The organism is Bordetella genomosp. 9 (assembly GCF_002119725.1).
Classification (GTDB): domain Bacteria; phylum Pseudomonadota; class Gammaproteobacteria; order Burkholderiales; family Burkholderiaceae_B; genus Bordetella_C.
In genome coordinates this window covers 3,234,701-3,260,949 of record NZ_CP021109.1, presented here as the reverse complement: position 1 = coordinate 3,260,949, position 26,249 = coordinate 3,234,701, and the positions used below count along the sequence as shown (strand labels likewise).

At 66.1% G+C, this 26,249-nt stretch carries 28 protein-coding genes; 22 read left to right on the top strand and 6 right to left on the bottom strand.

Annotation, left to right across the window (positions count from 1 at the left end; translation table 11 throughout):
• Nucleotides 1-444: 444 nt before the first annotated feature.
• From CAL13_RS14950 to msrQ, 4 genes are all read left to right on the top strand, one after another.
• A complete protein-coding gene (locus CAL13_RS14950) occupies nucleotides 445-1,488 on the top strand; it encodes an RluA family pseudouridine synthase (protein ID WP_086073672.1) in 1,044 nt (347 codons plus the stop codon).
• A gap of 2 nt (nucleotides 1,489-1,490) precedes the next feature.
• Nucleotides 1,491-2,144, top strand: coding sequence for an HAD-IIIA family hydrolase (locus CAL13_RS14945; RefSeq protein ID WP_086058093.1), 654 nt, complete (start codon nucleotides 1,491-1,493; stop codon nucleotides 2,142-2,144).
• A gap of 200 nt (nucleotides 2,145-2,344) precedes the next feature.
• Complete coding sequence (gene msrP, locus CAL13_RS14940; RefSeq protein ID WP_086072811.1) at nucleotides 2,345-3,313, top strand: protein-methionine-sulfoxide reductase catalytic subunit MsrP; 969 nt, start codon at nucleotides 2,345-2,347, stop codon at nucleotides 3,311-3,313.
• A gap of 3 nt (nucleotides 3,314-3,316) precedes the next feature.
• A complete protein-coding gene (gene msrQ / locus CAL13_RS14935) occupies nucleotides 3,317-3,991 on the top strand; it encodes a protein-methionine-sulfoxide reductase heme-binding subunit MsrQ (RefSeq protein WP_086072810.1) in 675 nt (224 codons plus the stop codon).
• Nucleotides 3,992-4,422: 431 nt separating this feature from the next.
• Here msrQ and CAL13_RS14930 read toward each other — a convergent pair whose 3' ends face one another.
• From CAL13_RS14930 to CAL13_RS14920, 3 genes are all read right to left on the bottom strand, one after another.
• Nucleotides 4,423-5,277: an N-acetylmuramoyl-L-alanine amidase gene (locus CAL13_RS14930; RefSeq protein ID WP_086072809.1), complete on the bottom strand. Its 855-nt coding sequence runs from the start codon at nucleotides 5,275-5,277 to the stop codon at nucleotides 4,423-4,425.
• A 65-nt stretch (nucleotides 5,278-5,342) separates the two neighbouring features.
• Entirely contained in the window at nucleotides 5,343-6,095 is a 753-nt protein-coding gene (locus CAL13_RS14925; protein ID WP_086072808.1) for an SAM-dependent methyltransferase, read from the bottom strand.
• Nucleotides 6,092-6,694, bottom strand: a complete 603-nt coding sequence (locus CAL13_RS14920; RefSeq protein WP_086072807.1) for a Maf family nucleotide pyrophosphatase — start codon at nucleotides 6,692-6,694, stop codon at nucleotides 6,092-6,094. The genes CAL13_RS14925 and CAL13_RS14920 overlap by 4 nt, the downstream gene beginning before the upstream one ends.
• Before the next feature lie 288 nt (nucleotides 6,695-6,982).
• On the opposite strand from CAL13_RS14920, the gene CAL13_RS14915 reads away from it, so the two are divergent.
• The 18 genes from CAL13_RS14915 (at nucleotide 6,983) to recO (ending at nucleotide 22,930) form a co-directional block, all read left to right on the top strand.
• A complete protein-coding gene (locus tag CAL13_RS14915) occupies nucleotides 6,983-7,549 on the top strand; it encodes a YceD family protein (RefSeq protein ID WP_086072806.1) in 567 nt (188 codons plus the stop codon).
• A gap of 52 nt (nucleotides 7,550-7,601) precedes the next feature.
• Nucleotides 7,602-7,784, top strand: a complete 183-nt coding sequence (gene rpmF / locus CAL13_RS14910) for a 50S ribosomal protein L32 (RefSeq protein WP_086058086.1) — start codon at nucleotides 7,602-7,604, stop codon at nucleotides 7,782-7,784.
• A 60-nt stretch (nucleotides 7,785-7,844) separates the two neighbouring features.
• Nucleotides 7,845-8,939, top strand: coding sequence for a phosphate acyltransferase PlsX (gene plsX / locus CAL13_RS14905; protein ID WP_086058085.1), 1,095 nt, complete (start codon nucleotides 7,845-7,847; stop codon nucleotides 8,937-8,939).
• A complete protein-coding gene (locus CAL13_RS14900) occupies nucleotides 8,939-9,928 on the top strand; it encodes a beta-ketoacyl-ACP synthase III (RefSeq protein ID WP_086058084.1) in 990 nt (329 codons plus the stop codon). Before plsX ends, CAL13_RS14900 begins: the two co-directional genes overlap by 1 nt.
• Nucleotides 9,929-9,977: 49 nt before the next feature.
• A complete protein-coding gene (gene fabD / locus CAL13_RS14895; protein ID WP_086072805.1) occupies nucleotides 9,978-10,913 on the top strand; it encodes an ACP S-malonyltransferase in 936 nt (311 codons plus the stop codon).
• Between the two features lie 15 nt (nucleotides 10,914-10,928).
• Nucleotides 10,929-11,660 carry a 3-oxoacyl-ACP reductase FabG gene (gene fabG / locus CAL13_RS14890; protein WP_086058082.1) on the top strand — a complete coding sequence of 244 codons (732 nt, stop codon included), beginning with the start codon at nucleotides 10,929-10,931 and terminating at the stop codon, nucleotides 11,658-11,660.
• 209 nt (nucleotides 11,661-11,869) lie between these two features.
• Nucleotides 11,870-12,109 carry an acyl carrier protein gene (acpP, locus tag CAL13_RS14885; protein ID WP_086058081.1) on the top strand — a complete coding sequence of 80 codons (240 nt, stop codon included), beginning with the start codon at nucleotides 11,870-11,872 and terminating at the stop codon, nucleotides 12,107-12,109.
• 178 nt (nucleotides 12,110-12,287) lie between these two features.
• Nucleotides 12,288-13,517, top strand: a complete 1,230-nt coding sequence (fabF, locus tag CAL13_RS14880; protein ID WP_086072804.1) for a beta-ketoacyl-ACP synthase II — start codon at nucleotides 12,288-12,290, stop codon at nucleotides 13,515-13,517.
• A 10-nt stretch (nucleotides 13,518-13,527) separates the two neighbouring features.
• Complete coding sequence (locus CAL13_RS14875) at nucleotides 13,528-14,037, top strand: hypothetical protein (protein WP_157664882.1); 510 nt, start codon at nucleotides 13,528-13,530, stop codon at nucleotides 14,035-14,037.
• A complete protein-coding gene (gene rpoE, locus CAL13_RS14870; protein WP_086059502.1) occupies nucleotides 14,034-14,633 on the top strand; it encodes an RNA polymerase sigma factor RpoE in 600 nt (199 codons plus the stop codon). The genes CAL13_RS14875 and rpoE overlap by 4 nt, the downstream gene beginning before the upstream one ends.
• A 12-nt stretch (nucleotides 14,634-14,645) precedes the next feature.
• Complete coding sequence (locus CAL13_RS14865; RefSeq protein ID WP_086072802.1) at nucleotides 14,646-15,164, top strand: sigma-E factor negative regulatory protein; 519 nt, start codon at nucleotides 14,646-14,648, stop codon at nucleotides 15,162-15,164.
• Complete coding sequence (locus CAL13_RS14860; RefSeq protein WP_086072801.1) at nucleotides 15,164-16,270, top strand: MucB/RseB C-terminal domain-containing protein; 1,107 nt, start codon at nucleotides 15,164-15,166, stop codon at nucleotides 16,268-16,270. The genes CAL13_RS14865 and CAL13_RS14860 overlap by 1 nt, the downstream gene beginning before the upstream one ends.
• Nucleotides 16,271-16,308: 38 nt before the next feature.
• Entirely contained in the window at nucleotides 16,309-17,778 is a 1,470-nt protein-coding gene (locus CAL13_RS14855; protein ID WP_086058076.1) for a DegQ family serine endoprotease, read from the top strand.
• 95 nt (nucleotides 17,779-17,873) lie between these two features.
• Nucleotides 17,874-19,667, top strand: a complete 1,794-nt coding sequence (gene lepA, locus CAL13_RS14850; protein WP_086058075.1) for a translation elongation factor 4 — start codon at nucleotides 17,874-17,876, stop codon at nucleotides 19,665-19,667.
• A 43-nt stretch (nucleotides 19,668-19,710) separates the two neighbouring features.
• On the top strand, nucleotides 19,711-20,595 hold the full coding sequence (gene lepB / locus CAL13_RS14845; protein ID WP_086058074.1) for a signal peptidase I: 885 nt from the start codon (nucleotides 19,711-19,713) through the stop codon (nucleotides 20,593-20,595).
• 57 nt (nucleotides 20,596-20,652) lie between these two features.
• Nucleotides 20,653-21,411: a ribonuclease III gene (gene rnc / locus CAL13_RS14840; protein WP_198297654.1), complete on the top strand. Its 759-nt coding sequence runs from the start codon at nucleotides 20,653-20,655 to the stop codon at nucleotides 21,409-21,411.
• The gene (gene era, locus CAL13_RS14835; RefSeq protein WP_086058072.1) at nucleotides 21,408-22,298 is read left to right on the top strand and encodes a GTPase Era; all 891 of its coding nucleotides are present in this window, start codon (nucleotides 21,408-21,410) and stop codon (nucleotides 22,296-22,298) included. The genes rnc and era overlap by 4 nt, the downstream gene beginning before the upstream one ends.
• A 17-nt stretch (nucleotides 22,299-22,315) precedes the next feature.
• On the top strand, nucleotides 22,316-22,930 hold the full coding sequence (gene recO, locus CAL13_RS14830; RefSeq protein ID WP_086058071.1) for a DNA repair protein RecO: 615 nt from the start codon (nucleotides 22,316-22,318) through the stop codon (nucleotides 22,928-22,930).
• Here the strand turns inward: recO and CAL13_RS14825 are convergent.
• The 3 genes from CAL13_RS14825 to CAL13_RS14815 all read right to left on the bottom strand — a co-directional run bounded on the left by CAL13_RS14825 (nucleotide 22,891) and on the right by CAL13_RS14815 (nucleotide 26,117).
• Nucleotides 22,891-24,240: an NTP/NDP exchange transporter gene (locus tag CAL13_RS14825; protein ID WP_086073671.1), complete on the bottom strand. Its 1,350-nt coding sequence runs from the start codon at nucleotides 24,238-24,240 to the stop codon at nucleotides 22,891-22,893. The genes recO and CAL13_RS14825 overlap by 40 nt on opposite strands.
• Before the next feature lie 15 nt (nucleotides 24,241-24,255).
• Entirely contained in the window at nucleotides 24,256-25,248 is a 993-nt protein-coding gene (locus tag CAL13_RS14820) for an aldo/keto reductase (protein WP_086072800.1), read from the bottom strand.
• Between the two features lie 155 nt (nucleotides 25,249-25,403).
• Nucleotides 25,404-26,117, bottom strand: a complete 714-nt coding sequence (locus CAL13_RS14815; protein ID WP_086058069.1) for a Bax inhibitor-1/YccA family protein — start codon at nucleotides 26,115-26,117, stop codon at nucleotides 25,404-25,406.
• Nucleotides 26,118-26,249 lie beyond the last annotated feature (132 nt).

Here is a 26,249-nt window from a genome sequence, read left to right as displayed (position 1 = left end):
CTGTCCGCGCCGGTCAGGCGGGCACGTCGTGCCTAATGGCACGCGGTTCGGTCAGCAGGGGAGTCAGGTTCACGTATTGTGGTTGACGAATAATTGCTGTGAACGACAGGTGCGGCGAAGGGGTACGGCGCGCACCTGGTGCTTTAATACGACGGTCTTGCTTGTTTGCTTCAGAGCCGCGCGCGGCTGGCAATGGCACCGTCTGGGAACGCGTCAGGAATGTCGCCCTCGCGTACCCGGCGGGACGCGATTGCGCCGGCGACCGGACGACCCCGGCGCTGAATTTGGCAGGCGGTACAATAGCGGCCTGCGCACCGGACGGAATCGCCCCCCGACGGAGTTGCTCAGGAAATTGCATCTGAACTTGCATCTCTACGCCCGGCGGCCATCCAGCCTCACAATTCAGCCCCTTAAGGCTGTCCCGATTATATGCCGCTTTTCGCAATGCGCAAAGACGTTACATCCCTGACGCAAAAGGGCCGCTTGCAGCCGAACGGCGTCCCCGCGAAGGGCGGCAAACCCAAGGCTTTGACGACGACCGGCGCGCGTTCCGGCCGGCCCGCGCCGGATCCGGTCGCGCGCCTCGTCGAAGTCAACGACGCCCAGGACGGCCAGCGGCTGGACAATTTCCTGTTCCGCGAATGCAAGGGCGTTCCCAAAAGCCATATATATAAAGCGATCCGCGGCGGCCAGGTCCGCGTCAACCGGGGCCGCGTGCCGGTCGATCATCGCCTGCACACGGGCGACGTGGTGCGCGTGCCGCCGTTGCGGCTGCCGGACCCGGGCGAGGCCCGGGCGGTCCCCCCGGCCGAGTTTCCCATCGTGTACGAGGACGATGCCCTGCTGGTCGTGGACAAGCCGGCCGGCATCGCGGTGCATGGCGGCAGCGGCGTCGCCTTCGGCGTGATCGAGCGCCTGCGCGCCGCACGCCCCCAGGCGCCCATGCTAGAGCTGGCGCATCGCCTGGACCGCGAAACCTCCGGGCTGCTGATGATCGCCAAGAAGCGCAGCGCGCTGCTGGCGCTGCACCGCATGCTGCGCGAGGGGCAGGGGAGCAAGCGATACTACGCACTGGTCAGCGGCGACTGGGTCAACGACCGCCAGCACATCAAGCTTCCCCTCACCAAGTGGACCACGGCCTCCGGCGAACGGCGCGTGCGCGTGGACCGGGACGGCCAGGCCGCGCACACCATCGTCACGCTGAAACACCGCTACGGTAAGTTCAGCCTGGTCGAAGCCGAGCTGCGCACGGGGCGCACGCACCAGATCCGGGTGCACCTGGCGTCCGTCGGCTTTCCCATCGTGGGAGACGACAAATATGGGGACGATGCCATCCGCCTTTCCTTTGCGCGCAAGGGCTTCGCCCGCATGTTCCTGCACGCCCATCGCCTGGACCTGGCGCATCCCCTGACCGGGGAACCGCTATCTCTGGAGGCTCCTTTGCCGCAAGCCTGTCAAGACATTCTGAAAACCCTGGAGCCTGCCTGACCATGCCGTATTCCTTGGTGGTATTCGACTGGGACGGCACGTTGATGGACTCCACGCACAGCATTGTGGCCGCCATACAGGCGGCGTGCCGCGACCTCGAGTTGCCCGTCCCCTCTGCATCGCAGGCCAGCTGGGTCATCGGCCTTTCCCTGGAAAGCGCGCTGCGCCGCGCGGTTCCGGACCTGACCAACGCCATGCTGCCCCGCTTCCTGGAGCGCTATCGCGTGCACTACCTGCTGCGGGATCCCGAGCTGAAGCTGTTCGACGGCGTCCGGGAAATGCTGGCCGCGCTGGCGGCGCGCGACGTCAGGCTGGCCGTCGCCACGGGCAAAAGCCGCGTGGGCCTGAACCGGGCGCTGGCGGCCAGCGGGCTGGTGGACGCTTTTGCGGCCACCCGGTGCGCGGACGAAACGTTCAGCAAGCCGAATCCGACCATGCTGTACGAGCTCATGGACGAGCTGCAGGTCGCGCCCGACCGCGTCGTGATGATCGGCGATACGTCGCACGATCTGCAGATGGCGGCCAACGCCGGTGTGCATGGCGTGGCGGTCACCTATGGCGCCCATACGCGGCAGGAGCTGGAGGCGGTCGGCCCACAGGCTGTCGTCGAGTCCGTGCCCGGCCTGCACGAATGGCTGATGGAGCGGGTGGGCTGAACCGGCTGCGCTGAGCGGCGTTCCAGGGCGCATCGCGTGGCCGCCGGGACGCAGCTGCAAAATCTTCGGGGCGGCACGCCGCCCATGGCGCGCGGACGTTCTATCACGGAAAATTGAATCCCGTGCCCGAACGGCCACGGCAGAATCCTGTCTTATTCTGCATCGTGTCCGTGCGGACCGTTGCGTGCCCGGAGATCGCCATGCTGATACGTAAGCCATCCGATGTGCTTCCCTCGGAGATCACGCCAGAACCGGTATGGCGCGCCCGGCGCGATTGGATCGCCAGGGCGGCGGCCGGCGCGGCGGCCCTGAGCATGCCGGTCTGGGCCACCCGCGCGGCGACCGGTCCGCAGGGCGGGGAACTGGCCCCTCTGCCCGGCACGCCCGATCGGCAGTTCGCCATCATGGACAAGCCGACCTCCTACGAAGACGTCACGTCCTATAACAACTTCTATGAGTTCGGGGTCGACAAGGACGATCCCGCGCGCCACGCCAAGGCGCTGCGGACGCGTCCATGGACCGTCACCGTCGAAGGCGAGGTGCAAAAGCCGCGCACGTTCGACATCGACGCGCTGCTGAAACTCGCGCCGCAGGAAGACCGCACCTATCGGATGCGCTGCGTGGAAGGCTGGTCGATGGTTATCCCGTGGGTCGGTTATCCGCTCTCGGCGCTGCTCAGGCAGGTGGAGCCTACCGGCAATGCCCGATTCGTCGAATTCGTCAGCGTGGCGCAGCGCGACACCATGCCCGGACTGCGCTATCCCGTAGTGGAGTGGCCGTACACCGAAGGCCTGCGCCTGGACGAGGCCATGCACCCGCTGACCTTGCTGACGTTTGGGCTGTACGGCAAGGTCCTGCCGAACCAGAACGGGGCGCCGCTGCGCATCGTGGTGCCTTGGAAGTACGGGTTCAAGTCCGCCAAGTCGTTGGTAACCATCCGTTTGACGGAGAAAATGCCGGTCAGCGCCTGGATGAAGGCGGCGCCGAACGAGTACGGCTTCTACGCGAACGTGAACCCCAACGTGCCGCATCCGCGCTGGAGCCAGGCCACCGAGCGCCGTATCGGCGAGGATGGCATTTTCAGTCCCAAGCGCAAAACACTGATGTTCAACGGCTATGAGCAGGTGGCTTCCCTCTATACGGGGATGGACCTGCGCGCGAATTACTGAACGATGGCAAACAGAAAGACGACGGACGCCGCGGCCGCGCCCCGTCCGGTGCGGCAGCTTTCCGCCGCTGCCGTGGCCCGGTTCAAGCCGTTGCTTTTCGCCCTGGGCTTGTTCCCCGTGGGGCGGTGGATATGGCTGGGCCTGCACAACGGCTTGACGGCCAACCCGGTGGAATTCCTGACGCGTTCCGCCGGTACCTGGACCTTCGTCTGTCTGCTGGTGACGCTTTCCATTACGCCGTTGCGGCGCCTGACCGGCCAGCCGGCCCTGGTGCGATTGCGCCGGATGTGCGGCCTTTTTGCCTTCTTCTACGGCTTCCTTCATTTCCTGTCCTGGGTTGCGTGGGACAGGGGCTTCGATCCGGCGTCGATGTTGCAGGACATCGGCGAACGGCCGTTCATTACCGTGGGATTCGCGGCGTTCGTGCTGATGACGGCCCTGGCCGCGACTTCCACGCAATCCGCCATGCGGCGCATGGGCAAACGCTGGCAGCGTCTGCACCGCGCTATCTACGCCATCGGCATCCTGGCCCTGCTGCACCTGCTGTGGCACAAGGCCGGCAAGCACGACTTCACGCAGCCCATCGTCTACGGCAGCGTGCTGGGCTTGCTGCTTTTGTGGCGTCTGGTAGCGTGGGTGCTGGCTCGCAGGCGGGCGGCGCGGGTCGTGCCTGCCTGATTGCGCGCTGCCGGCACGGCTCGGGCCGTCACGGACGGTGTGCAGGTCTTGGCCGTCCGCCTGCCAGGCGCATAGGATGCACGGCTCAGCGCCAGCCGAAGTTGGCTCTGGGTTCCAACTGGGTGTAGGGAATGGCGTGTGGCCAACGCTCGCCTCCCGGCCGAAGCGGGTCGATGGGGCCTTTGGTCATGGCCCTCACCAAGCTGCCCAGGATGCTCCGGAGCGTTATGGGCTCGGGTTGCGAGAAATCCACCAGGGATTCAGGCCAGTCCGGCGGGCTTCATTCGGTCAGGGTGTCGGAGGGCGGGCCGATGGGGCGCCGGCCTGTCGTACCGGGAAAGCAAACGCCGGTGAGTGCTGGCGCACCTGGTCCGGTTCCCCGGCCCTTCAGCGGTACATCCGCCGCTGGCTTGCCGCTTCCAGGCGCCGTCTCAGCTTGCCGCCGCTCCAGCCCCCATTGCGGATCCATGCGCGGGAAGCGCCAGCAGCGCCGCCGCCGTTCCGGCATCCGGCAAGCCATCGCATATTTGCGGGCGGTAATGCATCTGGAAGGCCGCGATGACACGCCTGGTGGCTTCGTCGAACACACCGGTGCGCGGCGCGTCGTAACCGACGCGCGCCAGCTGCGATTGGAACCAGCTGGCATCCGGTACGCCGTTTTTCTCGAAAAATCCCTGCAGAGTTTGTGCCGCCGCCTCGTCGTACCAGCGGCCCAGCCCCGCCATGGCCAGTCGTTTCCATGGGAAAGCCGGTCCGGGATCCACCTTGCGCTGCGGCGCGACGTCGGCGTGGCCGACAATGTTCTCCGGGCGCACGCCGTGGCGGCGGGCGATATCGGCCACCAGCGCGATCACGGTGCGGATCTGCGCTTCCGTATACGGCGTCCAGCGCAGGCTGCCGTCGGGCCCCCTCTCGTAGCCCGGGTTGACGATCTCGATGCCTATGGAAGCGTTGTTGACCGACGTATGGCCGAACCAACTGCTGGGGCCGGCATGCCAGGCGTTGCGGCGCTCCGGCACGAGTTGATAAACCTGGACGCGATCCGCCTCCGTCACGAGATAGTGGGCGCTGACATCGCCCCGCGACAGTTGCAGCAGCGACTCATGGTCGTCCATGGAGGTGTAGTGGAGGACGATGAACCGTATCCGGCTGTCCTGGGCGCTCGCGCTAACGGAGCGGTCCACCTTCAACCCCTGCGGGTAAGTCGGGGCACAGCCCGCCAGCGCCGCGGCCACGCACAGCGCCAGGGCGGCGCACCCGCATCGGGCGATGAGGCCGCGCGCCATGGCGAACGGGCGAACGCGCGCGGTTGCGCTGCTTGTGCCGCCCGCGGTCCCTCCGGCCGGGGCGGTCACCGGGCAAGATACAGAAAGAGCGTGGGCTTTTTGTCCAGGTCGGGAGCCGGCCGGCTTTTCCAATCGGCGATCGTGCGGGTGCGTATCCATTCTTCGGTCGTGGTCAGCGATCGGGCCACGCACAGCCGGGTGTCGCCGCGCAGCGCGCCGAGCAGGGCGGCGAACATGGCGGCATTGCGGTAGGGCGTTTCGATCAGCATCTGGGTCTGGTTGCCGCGCGCCGAATTCTGTTCCCAGGCCCTCAGTTGGCGCATGCGTTCATTCGGCTCCACGGGCGCGTACCCGTGGAAGGCGAACCGCTGGCCGTCCAGGCCACTGGCCATCAGGGCGAGCAGGATGGACGAAGGCCCCACCCACGGCCGCACGGTCAACCCCATGCCGTGCGCGATATCCGCGACGCGGGCGCCGGGGTCGGCTACCGCCGGACAGCCTGCTTCCGACACGAGCCCCATTTCTCCGCCGTGTTTCAGCGGCTGCAGCCAATCCTGGATTTGGCCGGCGTCGGTCCTGTCCGTCAGGGTATGGATGACGATGTCCTGCAAGGGGCGGATTGCCCCTACCTGTTTCAGGAAAGCGCGCGCGGTCTTGGCGTTTTCCGCGATATAGGTGTTCAAGCGCGCAGCCAGGGCCTGTACCTCCGGAGGCAGCCAGCGGCCCACCGGCGATTCGCCCAGTCCCACCGGTATCAGGTGCAATTGCCCGGGCTGGCCTGCGCCGCCGCGCCCCGCGTCGGAGGACGGGGCGCTCATTGCGCGCGCTCCGCCGCCAGCGGGTCCAGGCCGAACTCCGCCAGCATGCCCGTCAGGGCGATAAGCGGCAGGCCGATGATCGCGGTGGGATCGTCGCTCTGGATGCTTTCCATCAGGGCAATGCCCAGTCCTTCCGCTTTGGCGCTGCCGGCCGTATCGTAAGGCGTCTCCGCCAGGAGATAGGCGTCGATGGCCGCGTCCGTCAATCGCCGGAAGCGGCAGCGCGTCACGACGTCGCCATGCAAGGTGCGGGCGCCGTCCGTCACCGCCAGCGCGCTATGAAAGGCGACTTCGCGGCCAGACAACTTGCGCAGTTGGGCGCGGGCGCGCTCGAAATCGCCCGGCTTCCCGATCGCTTCGCCGTCGACCGTGGCTACCTGATCGGAGCCGATCACCACGGACCCCGGCCGCGCCGCGGAAACCGCAGCCGCCTTGGCTATCGCCAGCCGTACCGCCAGATCCTGGGGCCGCTCGCCGGGCCGCGGGGTTTCGTCCACACCGGGGGCGACGGTTTCGAAAGGCAGGCGAAGCCGGTTGAGCAATTCGCGCCGGTAGGGAGAGGTCGAGGCAAGGATCAGGCGTGGTGTCGAAGAAGGCATCGCGGTTTGACGTTAAAACGTAAGTCACGGTATTATCTAACGTTTTCGCGGGATTTTTGTTCGCCCGGTGGTCCGGCCCTTTTGCGTGTTTGCCGCTTTTGCCTGTCTGCCCCCATTTGCCCGTTCGCCCGTTTGTCCCGTTCGCGATGTGTGAATGTTGGCGCATGAGCAGTGCGGCGTGCGTGGCCCGTGGTGCAAACCCGGGGGCGGCCAAAGTCCGGCGCGGCAAACTCGTGGTCGCAGGCCGTGGCGGCAAATCACGGTGGCGAGCAGAGGCAGCGAACCAGTATGGCGAACAGAGCAGGCATTATCGACGCGTTCGAATTCGCGCGGCTGGGCAAGGAAACGTCGGGCAGTGTGCCGCTGGTGCGGTTGGCCCGCGCGGTGGACGGTCTGCCGTCCCAGCCTGCCGGCGAGCCGGGCGAGGTCCGCTGGTCGGTCCGCGGCGAAACCGGAAGGCAGGGGGAGCCGCTGCTGCATCTGCGCGTGCAGGCCAATCCTGTGCTGATCTGCCAGCGATGCATGGAGCCGTTCGCCCATCCCATCGATGCGCAGGTCAGTCTGCAGCTGGTGCAGAGTGAAGCCGATCTCGATGATGCCGGCGAGGCGGCGCGGGACGATGATGGCGAAGACGTCATCGACGATGCGCCTGAGAAAGTCGTCGGTTCCCGTCATTTCGATCTGCTCGAGCAGGTCGAGGACGAACTGATTTTGAATATTCCGTATGTGCCCAGGCATGATGTATGTCCGGGCGGGCCGCTGAAGACGAGCGCCGGCGATCCGGCGGACGGAACCGACGCGGACAAGCGTCCATCGCCGTTCGCGGTGCTGGAAAAATTGAAGCAAAAACATTGAGGTCAACACCGGGCCGCATCGCGTACAATGCGCCCCGTTTCTAGGAGTCATCATGGCTGTTCAACAAAACAAGAAGTCCCCGTCCAAGCGCGGCATGCATCGCTCGCACGATTTCCTGACCGCGCCCGCCACGGCGATCGAACCCAACACGGGCGAAACGCATCTGCGTCACCACATCAGCCCCAATGGCTTCTATCGCGGCCGCAAAGTCATCAAGACCAAGAGCGACGAATAAGCAGTTCCGGATCGCTGACCCGGATTCGCATCGCTACGCTGGCGCTGATACCAGGCACCCGTGATACGCATCGCTATTGACTGCATGGGCGGCGACGTCGGTCTGCCCGTGACCATCCCCGCGTCCATCGAGTTCGCCCGGCGGTTTCCCGATGCCCGGCTTCTGCTGGTCGGATTGCCGGATGCCATCGAAAAAGCGCTGGAAGGCATGCGGGACGTCCCGCGTGACCGGATAGAGATCGTGCCTGCCTCCGAAGTCGTCACCATGGACGACTCCGTCGAGGTGGCCTTGCGCCGCAAGAAGGATTCTTCCATGCGGCTGGCGGCGCAGGCGGTCAAGGACGGCCGCGCCGATGCCTGCGTATCCGCTGGCAACACCGGCGCCTGGATGGCGATTTCGCGCTATGTGCTGAAAACGCTGGACGGCATCGACCGGCCGGCGATCGCCACTTCCATTCCGAATCAGAAGGGCGGTTCCACCACGGTGCTGGATCTCGGCGCCAACGTGGACTGCACGGCCGAGCATTTGCTGCAATTCGCCATCATGGGCGCGGCGCTGGCGCAGGCGCTCGATCACTGCGAGCGGCCCAGCGTGGGCCTGCTGAACATTGGCGAAGAAGTCATCAAGGGCAACGAAGTGGTCAAGGAGGCCGCCGAGCGGCTGCGGGCCAGTCCGTTGAACTTCTACGGCAACGTGGAAGGCAACGATATCTTCAAGGGCACCGTCGATGTCGTCGTATGCGACGGCTTCGTCGGCAATGCCGTGCTGAAATCCATCGAAGGCCTGGCGCGCATGCTTTCCAGCATCATCCGCGAGGAATTCAAGCGCAATCCGATCACGCTGCTGGCCGGCGCCATTGCTTCCCCTGTTCTGAACCGCCTGCGCAAGCGGGTGGACAACCGTCGCTACAACGGCGCCGCGCTGCTCGGCCTGCGCGGGGTCGTGATCAAAAGCCATGGGTCGGCCGACGCCTACGCCTTCGGTTTCGCGTTGCGGCGCGCGCGGGAAGCCGTGGTCAGCAAGCTGCTGGAGCGCACCAATCAAAGCATGGCGCAGATCACCCAGCAGGGCGCGCAGCTCGCCGGACGCCAGGGTGCGCAAATCAACAACGACGCGGCCGTATCGATGCCGCACGCGGCTGGGGACTCCGCCTGATGAATACCACTCGCTATGCGGCGATCGCCGGCACGGGCAGCTACCTGCCTCCGCGCATCGTGTCCAACGATGACCTGGCCGCCGAACTCGCCACGCGCAATATCGAAACCTCCGACGCCTGGATCGTCGAGCGTACGGGCATCCGCCAGCGCCATCTGGCCGAGCGCGGCGTCACCACCAGCGACCTCGCCGTCGAAGCGGCCAGGCAGGCCATCCAAGACGCCGGCCTGCGGCCGGAGGACATCGACCTCATCGTCGTCGCGACGTCCACGCCCGACTTCGTGTTTCCCAGCACCGCCTGCCTGGTGCAGAGCAAGCTCGGCATCAAGGGCGGCGCCGCCTTCGACGTACAGGCGGTCTGCAGCGGTTTCGTCTACGCGTTGACCACGGCCGACAGCTTCGTGCGTGCGGGCCGTTCGCGCCACGCGCTGGTCATCGGCGCCGAGGTCTTCTCGCGCATTCTCGATTGGAACGATCGGTCGACCTGCGTTTTGTTCGGCGACGGCGCGGGCGCGGTGGTGTTGTCCGCCTCCGACGCGCCGGGCGTGCTTGCCGCGCAACTGCACGCCGACGGCAGCCAGACCAAGATTCTATGCGCGGCCGGCAACGTCGCCTATGGCGAGGTGGTCGGCGATCCCTTCCTGCGCATGGACGGGCAAGCCGTCTTCAAGCAGGCCGTGACGGTGCTGGAGCGGTCCGCCCGCGCGGTGTGCGCGGAAGCCGATGTGCCCCTGGACGCCGTGGACTTGCTGATTCCGCACCAGGCCAATGTCCGCATCTTGAATTTCCTTGCCCGCAAGCTCGACCTGCCGGCGGACAAACTCATGGTGACGGTGGACCGTCACGCCAATACGTCGGCGGCCAGCGTGCCGCTCGCGCTGGATGCCGCCCGCCGCGAAGGCCGCGCGCGCCCCGGCCAGCTCGTTCTCATGCAAGGCGTGGGCGGCGGCTTTACCTGGGGTTCGGTGCTGGCGCGGCTGACTGCATAGGGGCCGCCGGCCAGCCCTCGCAATCCAACGACAATTCCACTCTCATACGATGAAAATCGCTTTCGTATTTCCCGGCCAGGGTTCGCAATCCGTCGGCATGCTCGACGCCTGGAGGGGCAATGCCGCGGTCGCCGATACGCTGGAGCGTGCCTCGGCCGCGCTGGAACAGGATCTGGAGGCCCTTATCGCGCAGGGGCCCGCCGAACAATTGAATCTCACGACCAACACGCAGCCCGCGATGCTGGTGGCCGGCGTCGCCATGTTCGAGGCCTGGCGTGCCGCGGGCGGCCGCCAGCCCGATGTCGTGGCGGGCCACAGCCTGGGCGAGTACGCGGCGCTGACCGCCGCACAGTCGCTGCGGCTCGAAGACGCCGTGCGGCTGGTGCGCATCCGCGCGGACGCGATGCAGGCCGCCGTCCCGGTCGGGGCCGGCGCCATGGCTGCGATTCTGGGCCTGGACGATGACGCCGTGCGCGCCGCCTGTAAGCAGGGCGCGCAGGGTGAAGTCGTCGAAGCGGTCAATTTCAATGCCCCGGCCCAAGTCGTCATCGCGGGTCACAAGGGGGCGGTGGAGCGGGCCTGCGAGGCCGCCAAGGCGGCCGGCGCCAAGCGCGCGCTGCTGCTGCCGGTTTCCGCGCCGTTCCATTCCAGCCTGCTGGAACCGGCTGCGGCGGTCCTCGCCAAGGCTCTGTCCGAGGCGCCGCTCTCTGCACCGGTCATTCCCGTCATCAACAACGTGGATGTCGCCGCACCGGCCGATCCGGCCGCGGTGCGCGATGCGCTGGTGCGCCAGGCCTGGCATCCCGTGCGCTGGGTGGAAACCATCCAGGCGATGAAGGCGCAAGGCGTGACGCATGTGGTGGAATGCGGCCCGGGCAAGGTGCTGACGGGGCTGGTCAAGCGCATCGACGGCGAGCTTACCGCGCTGGCAATCAACGACCCGGCGTCGCTGGACGCGGCGCTGACGGCCCTGGCCGCAAACTGACAAGGAAGCGTTTCCATGGAACTGCAAGGAAAGATCGCGCTGGTGACCGGCGCGACGCGCGGGATCGGCAAGGCCATCGCCCATGAGCTGGCCTCGCGGGGCGCCACCGTCGTAGGCACCGCGACTTCCGCGGCCGGCGCCGAGGCCATCGGTGAAGCGCTCGCCCCCTTCGGTGGGCGGGGCGTGGTACTGGACGTGACCGACGCACAGGCGTGCGACGCCCTGGTCGAGGCCCTTGCCAAGGAAGGCGGTCCGCATATCCTGGTGAACAATGCCGGGATCACACGCGACACCCTGGCCATGCGCATGAAAGACGAGGACTGGGACGCGGTCATCGACACGAATCTCGCGGCAGTGTTCCGGCTCTCGCGCGGCGTCATGCGCGGCATGATGAAGGCGCGCTGGGGCCGGATCATCAACGTGACGTCCGTTGTGGGGTCCATGGGCAATGCCGGGCAGGCGAACTACGCCGCCGCCAAGGCTGGCGTGGCAGGCATGAGCCGCGCCCTGGCCCGTGAGCTGGGCAGCCGCAACATTACCGTCAATTGCGTGGCGCCCGGCTTCATCGATACCGATATGACCCGCGTGCTGGGCGAGGCGCAGACGGCGGCACTGCTCCAGCAGATTCCGGCCGGCCGCCTGGGTGCGCCGGCCGATATTGCTCATGCGGTGGCGTTCCTCGCGAGTCCGCATGCCGGTTACATTACCGGCACGACGCTGCACGTCAACGGCGGCATGTATATGTGATCGGCCGCGCCGGCGCGCCGGGATCGGGCCTGCTTCTTGCACCCGCCACGGCAACCCACGCGCGGTTCGCTGTACCGGCGTCGCTTTCGGCGCCGCTTAGTGTCCCGAGCGGGCTTCCGGTCGGGAATCCATTTTTGTCACTTGCCTGGCGTTGGCATTACGCTGCGCTTGGCTATAATTCGCGGGATTTTTCCCAATTGGAGATCTGCATGGATAGCATCGAACAGCGCGTCAAGAAGATTGTCGCTGAACAACTTGGCGTCAACGACGCCGAGATCAAAAACGAGTCTTCCTTTCTTGACGACCTCGGTGCCGATTCGCTCGACATGGTTGAGCTGGTGATGGCCCTCGAAGACGAGTTCGAGACCGAGATCCCCGACGAAGAGGCCGAGAAAATCACGACCGTGCAACAAGCGATCGAGTACATCAATTCGCACGGCAAGCAATAACGCGATCAGCCTTCTCCTTGCGCAGTGGCGCCTCCGCGTCCCGCGAGGAACCAGGGCGGTTTTCGGATTATGCCGCGCGGATACCGCGCGGGGCGGCGACCGCCAGCCCCGCGGCGCCGTCCTCCGCGCATGCGGCATATTCCAAACCGCCTTTCTTTTGTCTGTTTAGGAGTCATCCGTGAAACGACGCGTCGTCATCACCGGACTCGGCATCGTGTCCCCCGTGGGCAATGACGTGCCTACCGCCTGGGACAATATCGTCAACGGACGTTCCGGCATTGGCCGCATTACCCGTTTCGATCCTTCGGCGCTGACCACCCACATCGCGGGCGAGGTGCGCGACTTCGACGTCACGCAGTATCTGCCCGCCAAGGAAGCCCGCCAGATGGATACCTTCATCCATTACGGGCTGGCGGCGGGCGTGCAGGCCTGGCGCGACAGCGGGCTGGAAGTGACCGAGGCCAATGCGGAACGCATCGGCGTGATCATCGGCTCCGGCATCGGCGGCCTGCCCCGTATCGAGGAGACCCAGACCGATCTGTTGGAACGCGGCCCCCGCCGCATTTCGCCGTTCTTCGTTCCCGGCGCGCTGATCAATCTGATCTCCGGCCAGCTGTCCATCAAGTACGGGTTCAAGGGACCCAGCTACGCGGTGGTTTCCGCGTGCACGACCGGGCTGCACAGCATCGGCGATTCGGCCCGCATGATCGAATACGGCGACGCCGACGTCATGATCGCCGGCGGCGCGGAATCGACCGTTTCGCCCCTGGGTATCGGCGGCTTCGCCGCGATGCGCGCGCTGTCCACCCGTAACGACGACCCCACCACCGCTTCCCGTCCCTGGGACCGCGACCGCGACGGCTTCGTGCTGGGCGAGGGCGCGGGGGTCGTCGTGCTGGAGGAGTACGAACACGCCAAGAAGCGCGGCGCGCGTATCTATGGCGAGTTCGTCGGCTACGGCATGAGTTCCGATGCGTACCACATTACCGCGCCGGACAAGGACGGTCCGCGCCGGGGCATCGTCAACGCCCTGCGCAACGGCGGCCTGAACCCGGAAGACGTCCAATACGTGAACGCGCACGGCACCTCCACGCCGCTGGGCGACAAGAACGAGTCGGACGCGCTGAAGCTTGCGTTCGGCGACCACGCCCGCAAGCTGGTGGTCAATTCCACCAAGTCCATGACGGGCCATCTGCTCGGCGCCGCCGGCGGCATCGAGGCCGTCTTCACGACCCTGGCCGTTTATCACCAGGTTTCGCCGCCGACGATCAACCTGTTCAATCAGGACCCCGAGTGCGACCTGGATTACTGCGCCAACGAGGCTCGCGAGATGACGATCAACGTCGGGTTGTCGAATTCCTTCGGATTCGGCGGCACCAACGGGTCGATGGCGGTACGGCGAGTCTAAGGGAGCGTGCGTGCACCCTGACTGGACGTTGCGCGTACCGGTAGTGCGGCCGCGCGGGGCCGCGTGGCTGGACGGCGCCGTCACGGCAGCCGCGACGCTTGCCGTACTGGGCGCCCTGTCCTGGCAGGGTCTGCATCCGCTGGCTGCCTGCGGCGTGGCCCTGGCGCTGGCGGCCCTGGCGGGCTGTCTGCACGGCCCGCTGCGTCGGCGCCGCGCCGTCCGCGCCATCCGCATCGACCGCGACGGCGCCGTCCACCTGCGCATGCGGCAAGGCTGGCAGCCGGCGGACTGGGTCGCGTTGTGGCGCGGTCCCCGCTGGCTCACCCTGCGCGCCCGCCTGCACGCCGGTGCGGAGCATGACCCGGCGGCCGGCGAAGCGGCGACGCCGCCACGCTTCCATTTCGTTACGTTGACCGTTTGGCGGGACGCGCTTCCGGCGCCGGCCTGGCGCCGGGTCTGCCTGCTTGCGTCGCGCCGCCTGCGCCGCGCGCCGGCGGCGCCCTCTCCGAGGGCGTCATGACGGAGCGCGACATCGATGCCGAACTGGTCGCGCGCGTCCAGCGCGGCGACAAAAAGGCGTTCGATCTGCTGGTGCTCAAGTACCAGCGCAAGATCATGCGTCTGCTTTCCCGGATGATCCGGGATCCCGCCGAAATCGAAGACGTCGCGCAGGAGGCCTTCATCAAGGCCTATCGTGCGCTGCCGCAATTCCGCGGCGAAAGCGCGTTCTATACCTGGCTGTACCGTATCGCCATCAATACGGCCCGCAACTGGCTGGCGTCGTCGGGACGCAGGCCCAGCGCGCCGAACGCCGTCGAAAATGAGGACGGTGAAACTTTTAACGAAACGGACAACCTAAGCGATATCAGTACCCCGGAATCCATGGTGGCCAGCCGCGAAATCGCGGAAACCGTCAATGCGGCCATTCAGGACTTGCCCGAGGAATTACGTACGGCTATCGTCCTCCGGGAAATCGAAGGTATGAGTTACGAAGACATCGCGCAGAGCATGGGTTGCCCCATCGGTACGGTGCGGTCGCGCATCTTCCGGGCCCGCGAGGCCGTCGCCGCACGCCTGCGGCCGCTGCTCGGCAACGATGCCGATCGCCGTTGGTAAGGAGCTGGAGTCATGCAAACATCGTCTGCTACCGCGCGCGCCGAAGACACCAGCTGGGAAGAATCGGTGTCGGCGTGGATGGACGGCGAGGGAACCGAGGAATGGCTGGACGGCCTGGAAGTGGCCGAGGGCAAGGAAACCTGGGATACCTATCACCTGATCGGGGACGTGCTGCGCAATTCTGAGCTGTCCATCCGGCCGTCGCAGGCCTTTCAATCGCGGTTGTCCGCCGCGTTGGCCAATGAGTTGCCCATCGTCGCTCCGCGCCGGCGCCGCGCGATGCGTCCGGCGTGGCGCTTCGGCCTGTCCGGCTTTGCCGTGGCCGCGGCCGTGGCTTCGGTCGCCTGGGTAGCCCAGCCTTTCATGGCCGGCACCAGCGACGCACCCACGGCCGATACGCGCGTGATCGCCGATGCCAGTACGTCGGCGGCCGACGATCCCAGTCTCAGCGACTATCTGGAAGCCCATCGCCAGCTGGCCGGCCCTTCGGCCATCCGCCAGGTGTCTTTCGATATCGGAGCGGGCCGCTGATGACGTTTGCGCCGGCCGTCGTCCAGCCGTTGCGGTGGTTGCCATTTGCCGGTCCGGTGGCGGCCGCGTGTGCAAGAGCAGGCCGCGGCGCGGCATCGCTGACCGCCGCGGCCGCGCTCGTGATCGCCGTCGGCACGGGCCTGGCGCACGCCCAGCCCGGTCCCGCTCATGCCAGCGTGCCGGTGCCCGTCCCGGAGCCGGAAGCCCAGGCGCTCCTGGGCCGCATCCAGGACGCGGCCGGCAAGCTGGACTATGCGGGCATTTTTACCTACCAGCAAGGTGAAACCATCCAGTCCTCGCGCATCGTCCATGTGGTGGATGGCAGCGGGGAACGCGAACGCATCGAGGTGCTGGACGGCCAGCCCCGTGAGTATCTGCGCCACAACGACGACATCCAGTGCCTGGTGCCGGCGCGCAAGACCGTGTTGATTCAGCACAAGCGCTCCGATCAGTTTCCGGGGCTTCTGGTGGGCGCCCCGGCGGCGGTGACCAAGCACTACCGGGTGCTGATGCAGGCGGCGCCGCACCGGGTTGCTGGGCGCGAATGCCGCATCATTACCATCGAACCCCTGGACAAGGACCGCTACGGCTACCGCCTGTGCGCGGACACCGAAAACGACTTGCTGCTGAAGGCGCAGACGCTGTCCAACGCCGCGACGGTGGTGGAACAGGTGGCGTTCACGGCCCTGCGCCTGGGCCCTGCGGTCGATCCGCAGCAGCTGGAGTCGCGCTGGAGCACCAAGGACTGGAAGGTGCAGCAGGGCGCCATGCAGCCGGTGGACCTGGCGGCGCAGGGATGGCGCATCCCGTTCCCGCCGGGTTTCGCGCCGGTGTCGCAAGTGGCGCGCACCATGACGCACGGCGAGCCCGTCAGCCAGCTGGTGCTCTCCGACGGCTTGGCCGCGATCTCTGTCTTCATCGAACCGTATGATAAAAAGCGCAATCGGCGCCAGGCGCAGGGCGCGTACCGGCGCGGCCCGGTCAATGTCTACGGCATGCGGGTTGCGGACTTTTGGGTGACCGTGCTCGGGGAGGTGCCGGCTCCGACCCTGGAACGGCTGGCCAAGGCCACCGAGTACGTTCCGCCGGTCCAGGCGCCCAAATAAACAGCAGACGCCCCATAGGGGCTTGCGCGGAGTATCGAATGAATCTGTCTACCGTGTCGAAATTCGCCGCCGGTGTATTCCTGGCCGTCGGCGTCGCCCTCGGCGGCGCGGCCCACGCCGCGCCGACCGGGACGGCCGCGCCCACCATGATGGTTCCGGATTTCAGCGCCATCGTGGAAAAGGCCGATCCTGCCGTGGTCAACATCCGCACGACGGCCACCGTGCCCGTACGCAGCGGACCTCAGGATCCTTATGACCTGTTCCGCTTTTTCTTCGGGCCCGACTTCCAGCCGCCGGGCATGCCCGAGCTGCCCGGCCGCCCGCGCGACCGCCAGCCCCAGCCCCAGCAGCCGCAGGAACGCACCGTTCCGCGCGGCGTCGGATCCGGCTTCTTCATCTCGGCCGACGGGTACATCCTGACCAATAACCACGTCGTCAGCGATGCGACCGATATCTTCGTGACGCTGACCGACGGCCGCGAATTCAAGGCCAAGGTCATCGGCACCGACGAGCGTACCGACATCGCGCTTCTGAAAATCGATGCCAAGGACATGCCGTTCCTGCCCATTGGCGACGACAGCAAGATCAAGAAAGGCCAGTGGGTGCTCGCCATCGGTTCGCCATTCGGCCTGGATTCCACCGTCACGGCCGGTATCGTCAGCGCCATCAATCGCGACACCGGCGACTACCTGCCCTTCATCCAGACCGATGTGGCGGTGAACCCGGGCAACTCCGGCGGCCCGCTGCTCAACCTGTCCGGCGAGGTCATCGGCATCAACTCGCAGATCGTGTCCCGCAGCGGCGGGTTCATGGGGATTTCCCTGGCCATCCCGATCGATGAAGTGATGCGCGTGGTCGAGGAATTGCGCGCCACGGGCAAGGTGACGCGCGGCCGTATCGGCGTGCAAATTGGCGAGGTGACCAACGAGGTCGCCACGGCGCTGGGGCTGAGCCGGGCGGAAGGCGCCCTGGTGAGCAGCGTCGAGGCCGACAGCCCCGCCGACGCGGCGGGCGTGCAGCCGGGCGACGTCATCCTGCGCTTCAACAACAAGCCGATTGCCCGCTGGTCGGACCTGCCCCGCATGGTCGGCGAGACCAAGCCCGGCACCGTGGCCCCGCTGCAGGTCTGGCGCAAGGGCAGGAACGTCACGCTCAGCGTGAAGGTGGCCGAGCTGCCCCAGCCCAAGGCCCCGGCGACGGAAAAATCCCCGCCGCAGAAGGAGCCGGCGTCCTCCAGCGCACTGGGTCTGACCGTGGTCCCCGTCCCCACCGCCACGCAATCCAAGCTGAAGATCAAGGGCGGCGTCATGGTCCGTTCCGCCGACGGCCAGGCAGCGCAGGCCGGCATCCAGGAAGGCGACATCGTGCTCGCGCTCGGCGATACCGATATCACCGGTCCGGACCAGTACGTGCAGGCAGCCGGCAAGGCCGACAAGAGCAAGCCCATCCCGTTGCTGGTGCGGCGGGGCGACCAGACGCAGTGGGTGGTCATCCAGCCCGGCAAGTAGGTCCAAGACCGGCTAAAATCGCTGGTTGCCGCAAGGAGGGGGCGCTTGGCGCCCCCTCCTTATTGGTGCACCTGACTCCTTCCTTCCCGACATCCATGCAGCATATCCGCAATTTTTCGATCATCGCCCACATCGATCACGGCAAATCGACGCTGGCCGACCGTCTGATCCAGCGCTGCGGAGGGTTGCAGGACCGGGAAATGTCGGCGCAGGTGCTCGATTCGATGGACATCGAGCGCGAGCGCGGGATCACCATCAAGGCGCAGACGGCGGCGCTGCAATACCAGGCGCGCGACGGGCAGGTGTACAACCTGAACCTCATCGACACCCCGGGGCACGTCGACTTTTCCTACGAGGTCAGCCGCTCGCTGTCGGCTTGCGAGGGCGCGCTGCTGGTGGTCGATGCCTCGCAAGGGGTAGAGGCGCAGACCGTCGCGAACTGCTATACGGCCATAGAACTTGGCGTCGAAGTGGTGCCGGTCTTGAACAAGATGGATTTGCCGCAGGCCGATCCCGAGGGCGCGCGCCAGGAAATCGAGGACGTGATCGGCATCGACGCGTCCGAGGCCATCGCGGCCAGCGCCAAGACCGGGATGGGGATCGACGACATCCTGGAATCGATCGTCAGCAAGGTGCCGCCCCCCAAGGGCAGCCCCGACCAGCCGCTGCAGGCGCTGATCGTCGACTCGTGGTTCGATAACTATGTCGGCGTGGTGATGCTGGTGCGCATCGTCAACGGCGTCTTGCGGCCCAAGGACAAGATCCTGCTGATGGCGTCCGGTGCCACGCATTTGTGCGAGCAGGTCGGCGTTTTTACCCCCAAGTCCGTGCAGCGCACCATGCTAAGCGCCGGCGAGGTGGGTTTCGTGATCGCCGGCATCAAGGAGCTGGCGCACGCCAAGGTGGGCGATACCGTAACGCTGGCGGGCCAGCCCGCGGCCGCGCCGCTGCCCGGGTTCAAGGAAGTCAAGCCGCAGGTGTTTGCCGGGTTGTACCCGGTGGAAAGCAGCGAGTATGACCAGTTGCGCGACTCGCTTGAAAAACTCAAGCTGAACGACGCCGCGCTGATGTTCGAACCCGAGGTCTCGCAGGCGCTGGGTTTTGGATTCCGTTGCGGTTTCCTGGGGCTGCTGCACATGGAGATCGTGCAGGAACGCCTGGAGCGCGAATTCGACATGGACATCATTACCACCGCCCCTTCGGTGGTTTATGAGGTCGAACAGCGCGACGGCCAGGTCCTTAGCATCGAAAGCCCGTCACGCATGCCGGAAGTGGGCAAAATCGCGGATATCCGCGAGCCCATCGTCAAAGTGACGTTGTTCATGCCGCAGGAATATGTCGGCCCGGTGATGACGCTGTGCAACAACAAACGCGGCGTGCAGGTCAATATGAGCTATCACGGCCGGCAGGTGCATTTGGTGTACGAAATTCCGCTGGCGGAAATCGTCCTTGATTTCTTCGACAAACTGAAATCCGTGTCGCGCGGTTATGCGTCCATGGATTATGAGTTCCTGGAATACCGGTCGGCCGACGTGGTGCGGGTCGATCTGTTGATCAACGGCGACAAGGTCGATGCCTTGTCCATGATCGTCCATCGCAGCAATGCACGATATCGGGCGCGCGAGGTCGTGAGCCGCATGCGCGGGCTGATCCCGCGCCAGATGTTCGATGTTGCCATCCAGGCCGCGATCGGCGCGGAAGTGATCGCCCGGGAAAACGTCAAGGCCTTGCGCAAGAACGTGCTTGCCAAGTGCTATGGCGGCGACATCACGCGCAAAAAGAAGCTGCTGGAAAAGCAGAAGGCCGGCAAGAAACGCATGAAGCAAGTCGGCAGCGTCGAAATTCCACAGGAAGCCTTCCTGGCGATCCTGCAGGTTGAAGACAAATAAATGACGCGGGTGGCGCGACCCGTGAATAACTGAGAAGGATCAAATGAGCTGGAACTTTGCGCTGATTCTGTTCATCCTGCTGGTTGTCACCGGCGTCGTCTGGTTGCTGGACGTCGCGGTGCTTCGCAAGGCGCGGCGGCGCAAGGGCGAGGAGGCGGCTGCGCGCTTCGATCCGGCAGTCGTCGGCGACCCGGCCGAGGCCGAGCGCCTGCGGCGCGAAGCGGCGGAGTCGGCCTCGCGCGCGCCATGGTGGGTCGAGTATGCGGTCAGTTTCTTCCCGGTCATCCTGTTCGTGTTCGTGCTGCGCTCGTTCGTCGTCGAGCCTTTCCGCATTCCGTCGGGTTCGATGCTTCCCACGCTGGAATCGGGCGACCTGATACTGGTGAACAAGTTCAGCCGCGGCATCCGGCTGCCGATCCTGGACAAGAAGATCCTGGATACCGGCAAGCTGGAACGGGGCGACGTCATCGTTTTCCGCTACCCGGTCGACCCGGATGTCGATTACATCAAGCGCGTGGTCGGGTTGCCCGGCGACGAGGTGGCCTACCTGGACAAGAAACTATATGTAAACGGCAAGGAGGTGCCTCATACGCGGGACGGCAACTACTTCGAGCCGGACCGGGTGCAGTATATCGCGCGCTATAAAGAGAAATTGGGCGATGTTAGCCACGATATTCTGCTGGATGAAGGAAAATACCAGGAATACGGGCCGATCTGGCAGTTCCCGCACATCGAAAACTGCCAGTACAGCCGCAACGGGGTGCGCTGCAAGGTGCCGCCCGGTGAGTACTTCGCGATGGGGGATAACCGCGACAACAGCGCGGACAGCCGCTACTGGGGTTTCGTTCCGGACGGTAATATCGTGGGCAAGGCGTTCTTCATCTGGATGAATTTCTCTGATCTAAGCCGGATCGGACGGTTTGAGTAATGCCCACCCCTGAAGCGCTCCGTACGTGGGTAGTGTGCAGCTTCCCGGATAACTGACATGTCGCTCGACGCGCTACAAAATCGCCTGGATCATCGTTTCCGCGATGCCGCTCTTCTGGAGCAGGCGCTGACGCATCGCAGCCATGGGGCGCGGCATAACGAGCGGCTGGAGTTCCTGGGCGATGCGGTCTTGAACTTCGTGGTGGCCTCCATGCTGTTCGACCGTTTCAGCAAGATCGACGAAGGCGACTTGTCCCGGTTGCGGGCGAACCTCGTCAAGCAGGCGTCGCTGGCCGACATTGCACAGAAGCTGGACCTCGCGCAGGACCTGCGCCTTGGCGAAGGCGAACTCAAGAGCGGCGGTTTTCGCCGGCCCTCCATCCTGGCGGATACGCTGGAGGCCATATTCGGGGCGGTGTTCCTGGACGGCGGCTTCGATGCGGCGCGGCGCGTGATCGCGCGCCAATACCAGCCAGTGCTGGCCACCGTCGATCCCAAGACCTTGGGCAAGGATGCGAAGACGCTCCTCCAGGAGTTCCTGCAGGGCCGCAAGATGGCCTTGCCCGTCTATACGGTGATTGCGACGCATGGCGCGGCGCACAGCCAGCAATTCGAAGTGGAGTGCGCCATCGCGCCATTGGATATCAAAGTGACCGCTGCCGGCGCCAGCCGCCGGGCGGCGGAACAATCGGCCGCCAAGCTCGCCCTCGAAGCGGCCCAGGCCGCCAGTCCGGCCAAAACGGCGCGCCGCGCGCCCCGCGCCCGCAAGACGGCGCAGCTGTCCCTGCCGGTCGCCGTTGCCCAAGAGATCAAATGACTGAAGCCAAAACCCGCTGCGGATTCGTAGCCATCGTGGGGCGTCCCAACGTCGGCAAGTCGACGCTTAACAACGCGCTCGTCGGCGGCAAGGTATCCATCGTCTCGCGCAAGGCGCAGACGACGCGGCACCGCATCCACGGCGTGCTCACCCGCGGCCCGGACCAGTTTGTCTTCGTCGACACGCCGGGTTTCCAGACGCGGCACGGCGGGGCCATGAACCGCATGATGAATCGGGTGGTCACGCAGGCGCTGGCCGATGTGGACGTCGTCGTGCACGTGGTTGAAGCCGGAAAGTGGTCGGAAGGCGACGCCAAGCTGCTGCCGCTGTTGCCGTCCGGCGAACGGGCCATCCTCGCGGTCAACAAGGTCGACGCGCTGAAAGACCGCAATTCGCTTTTTCCTTACGTCGCCAAGCTGACCTCGCTGCATGAATATGGCGCGGTCGTGCCCATCAGCGCCGCCCGCAACCGCCAGCTGGACGAGCTGCTGGACGAAATCGCCCGGCGGCTGCCGGAAGGCGAGCATATGTTCGAGCCGGATACCCTGACCGACCGGCCCATGCGTTTCATCGCCGCCGAATTGATACGCGAAAAAATCTTCCGGCTGGTCGGCGACGAGCTGCCGTATGGCTGCACCGTCGTCATCGAGCAGTGGGAGGAAAACGAAAAGGGCGCCCGGGTGGCGGCGTGCATCGTCGTCGAGCGCGACAGCCACAAGCCCATCCTTCTGGGCGCCGGCGGGCAGCACATGAAGCGCATCGCCACCGAGGCCCGGCTGGAGATCGCCAGGATGCTGGAAAAGTCCGTGCACCTGGAGATCTACATCAAGGTCCGCAAGGGCTGGTCCGATCGGGAAGAGGCGCTGCGCGATCTGGGCTATGAGTAAGCGCGGCACGCTGGGCTATGACTAAGCGCGGCACGCGTGTACAGGACAGCCCCGCCTACATGCTGCACGCGACGCCCTGGCGGGAAACATCGCTGATCGTCCAGGCTTTTTCCCGGGAGCACGGCTGCGTGGCGCTGGTGGCCAAGGGCGCCAAGCGGCCGTATTCCGCACTGCGTCCCGTACTTTCGGCGTTCCAGCCCCTGGCGCTGTCCTGGAGCGGAGCGGGCGAAGTGAAAACGCTGACGCGCGCCGAGGTGGCGGGGATCCGTCCGCTGGCCGGCGGGGCGCTGATGTCCGCGTGGTACATGAACGAACTGCTGCTGCGGTTGCTGCCCCGCGAGGACGCGCACCCCGTTCTGTACGACGCGTACGATACCGCGTTGATGCAGCTGGCGGCCGGCACGCGCGCGGCGGGCGCATTGCGGCGCTTCGAATGGACGCTGCTGCGCGAGACCGGTTACGGCGTGGATGAGGCCACGCCGGACTTCGACGACCCTGCGATCGAACCGCGTCTGCGGGCGGATCTGCGCGAGCGTCTGGACGAAAACCTGGCGGGCCGGCCGCTGGCGACGCGGCGCGTGCTGCTGGACCTTCAGACGCGGCGCTTGTCCGCGCGCCTGCCGAGCAGGTAGCCGCAGGCCGCCCAGACGGCCGCGCAGCCGGCGCCCACCAGGGCCACCAGCGTGGCGCCCTGGCCGATGGCGTCTACGGCGGTCTTCACCCATGCGCTGGCTGCATCGCCGGCCCGATACACCACCGTATCGATGAAATTCTTGGCCTTGTACTTGGCTTCCGCATCCACGGTGGTGAACACCATTTCGCGCCCCGGCCGCACCAGCGCGTATTCGCCCACGCGTCGCAGCACCATCACCGCGGCGAGCACCGTGAACACCGGCGCAACCGCCAGGACCAGGAAACCCGCGCAAACGAGCACCGGCACGATCGTCAGGAGAAACGTCACGCCAAGTTTCTGCGCCAGCCGGCCGGTCAGAAAAAGCTGCGCCGCCATTGAAAGGGCTTGAACCGCAAAATCCAATGCGCTGAAGACGCGGATCCGCTCGGCCGCGGATGAAAAGGCGTCAGCCACCAGCCGGGCCTGCTCCATGTACAGGAAGGTGCTGGCGGTGGCGAGCAGAATGACGAAAGCGGCCATGCCGGCCAGCAAAGGCGACGTGAAGGTGCGCGTGGCGCCGGCGAGAATGCCGCCGCCGATGGGCCGGGAAGGCGATGCGGCGGCATCGGCCGCACGCGCGGGGTCGGCGGGGGGCTCTTGTGCCTGAACGGATGCAGGGTCTTGCATGCCGGCGCCGCCGGCGGCCCGCCATCGCATCAGCCAGGACTTCATGGGCAGCGTCACCCCCAGAAATACCGCCGAAAGGAGAATCAGGCCGGGCGGGCCCAGAACGCCTGCCAAGGCGGCGCCCAGGACCGGGCCCGCCAGGCCGCCCGTGCTGGCGCCGGCGGCAATGAACGCGAACAGCCGTTTCGCCTGGTCCGTGCGAAAAACGTCCGCCATCAAGCTCCAGGCGACCGAGACCACGAACAGGTTGAAGACGGAAAGCCAGACGTAGAACGCGCGGGCGGCCCACAGATTGCCGGGCTGCAAGTACAGCCACGCGGAGAAACCGGCCAGCGTAGCGGCAAAAAAGCTATAGCTCCACGTGACGAAATGCGCGCGCGGCACCCGCCGCGCCAACCAGCCGAAGCAGGGCACCGCGGCCAGCATCACGATGAACGTCGCCGTGAACAGCCACTGCAGCTTGTCCACGCCGGCCGCGATGCCCAGGGTTTCCCGTATCGGGCGGAGCATGAAATAGCCCGTGAACAGGCAGAAGAAAAAAGCGAAGCCGCAGACCGCCGCTTGTCCTTCGCCGGGATGGACATTGAAGACGCGGCGCACGCTCCCGGTCGCCCCGTCCTGCGCTTCGCTGCGGGTCGGCATGTCGGCCATGTTCGGTTAGGAGAACAGGGCCGCGATGCGCTCGCGCATGGGGCCGTCCGGCAGGCGGCCGAACCCGGCCAGCAGGTTGTCGCGCGCGTTGGCGGGCTTGGACGTGGCGGGAATGACCGATGTCACTGCGGGATGGCCGGCGACAAACTTCAAGAACAGTTGTGCCCAGGATGTGCAGTCGATCTCCTGGGCCCATGCCGGCAGCGGCTTGCCACGCACATGGCGGAAGAGGGAGCCGTCCTGGAAAGGCCGGTTGATCAGCACCGCCACGCCATGCGCCTGGCACGCCGGCAACAGGCGCTTTTCGGCGCCGCGCGCGGTCACGGACAGGTCGATTTGGACGAAATCCGGCTTTTCCCGTTCCACCAGCCGGGTCAGGTCGTCGTGGGCGGACGCGGTGTAGTGCGTGATGCCGATATAGCGCGTCACGCCCTGCTGCTTCAATTCGCGCAGCAGCTGCAGTTGCGTGGCGGTATCGATAAGGTTGTGCACCTGTATCAGATCCAGCCTGGGCGTGCGAAGCGCGGCCTGCGATTCGCGCACCTGGCGGATGCCCTCGTCGCGGCCGGTCGCCCCTATCTTGGTTGCGAGAAAGACCCGATCGCGCGCGCCCTCGCGCGCCAGCAGCGCGCCGGTGACGGCCTCCGACTCGCCATAGCTGGGCGCCGTGTCGATGACGGCGTTCTTGCCCGCCGACGCCAGCAGTTGGCGGACGACTTCCGCCAGCGGCGCCAGCGCCTGGGAGTCCTGCGGCGATACATCGAAGGTGCTGGCCGTCCCCAGGCCGATAACCGGCAAGGTTTCCCCGGTGGAAGGGATGGTGCGCCGGTGCATCGCCGCAGTTGCGGCCGGCGCGGCGGCGCCCGCCGCACCGCCGTTTGCCGATGAGGCGGGCTGCGCGGCCCGGGCGGACAACGCCGCATCGATCGCCCACGCGGGGGCAAGAGAGGCGAGGGCGGCGAGGGGCGTGTGCTTCAGGAAGCGTCGGCGTGTCGGCATAGGCGTCACCCTTGAGAAAAAGCCGGTTGCCGCTTGCGGGCGCCGCATGAGCATCGGCCCGGCGGCTTCCGGCGGTGCTGCGCGAAAAGAAAGGGCCCGCGATCGCGAGCCCAGTGCATGGTGGCGGATGGCCGGCGGGTGGCGCCGGCCGCAGATCAATTGCGATTGCCGCCGCTGAAAGCGCTGAGCAAGACCAGCAGGTTCGAGAACACGTTGTACACATCCAGGTAGATGGCCAGCGTGGCGGACACATAGTTCGTTTCGCCGCCGTTGACCACGCGCTGCAGGTCAACCAGCATGAAGGCGGAGAAAATGACGATGGCCAGCACCGAGATGGTCAGCATCAGGGCGGGCAGCTGCAGGAAGATATTGGCCAAGGCCGCCACCAGGATCACGATGGCGCCGGTGAACAGCCACTTCTGCATGTTCGACAGGTCGCGCTTGATGGTGGTCGCCATGGTCGCCATGGCGCCGAACACCACCGCGGTACCGCCGAAGGCCAGCATGATCAGCTGCGCGCCGTTGCCCAGGCCCATGACGAAGCCCAGCAGACGCGACAGCATGACGCCCATGAAGAACGTGAAGGCCAGCAGCAGCGCCACCCCCAGGCTGGAGTCCTTGTTGCGCTCGATGGCGAACATCAAGCCGAAGGCGCCCAGCAGGAAAATGATGGCCGACATGCCGGGGCTCGCGCCCATGACGCGGTTCAAGCCGGTATAAAGACCCACCGCCGCGCCCAGTACGGTCGGGATCAGCGACAGGGCGAGCAGCCAATAGGTATTGCGCAGGACGCGATTCCGGACCACTTCGCCCGGCACGCCGGCGTACGCGCCCGTGCGGTTGAAGGGGGAAGGACGATAGTCGTTCATGTTTCGAGCTCCTGATAGGGGCCATGAGGGAATGGCTATGGTGCTTTGACGCGCCATTGGCCTGACAGTTCCCTGAAAATTAATGCAGGTGCGCAAAGATTAACGCACACGCCATGCCGCGCATAGGGGGAC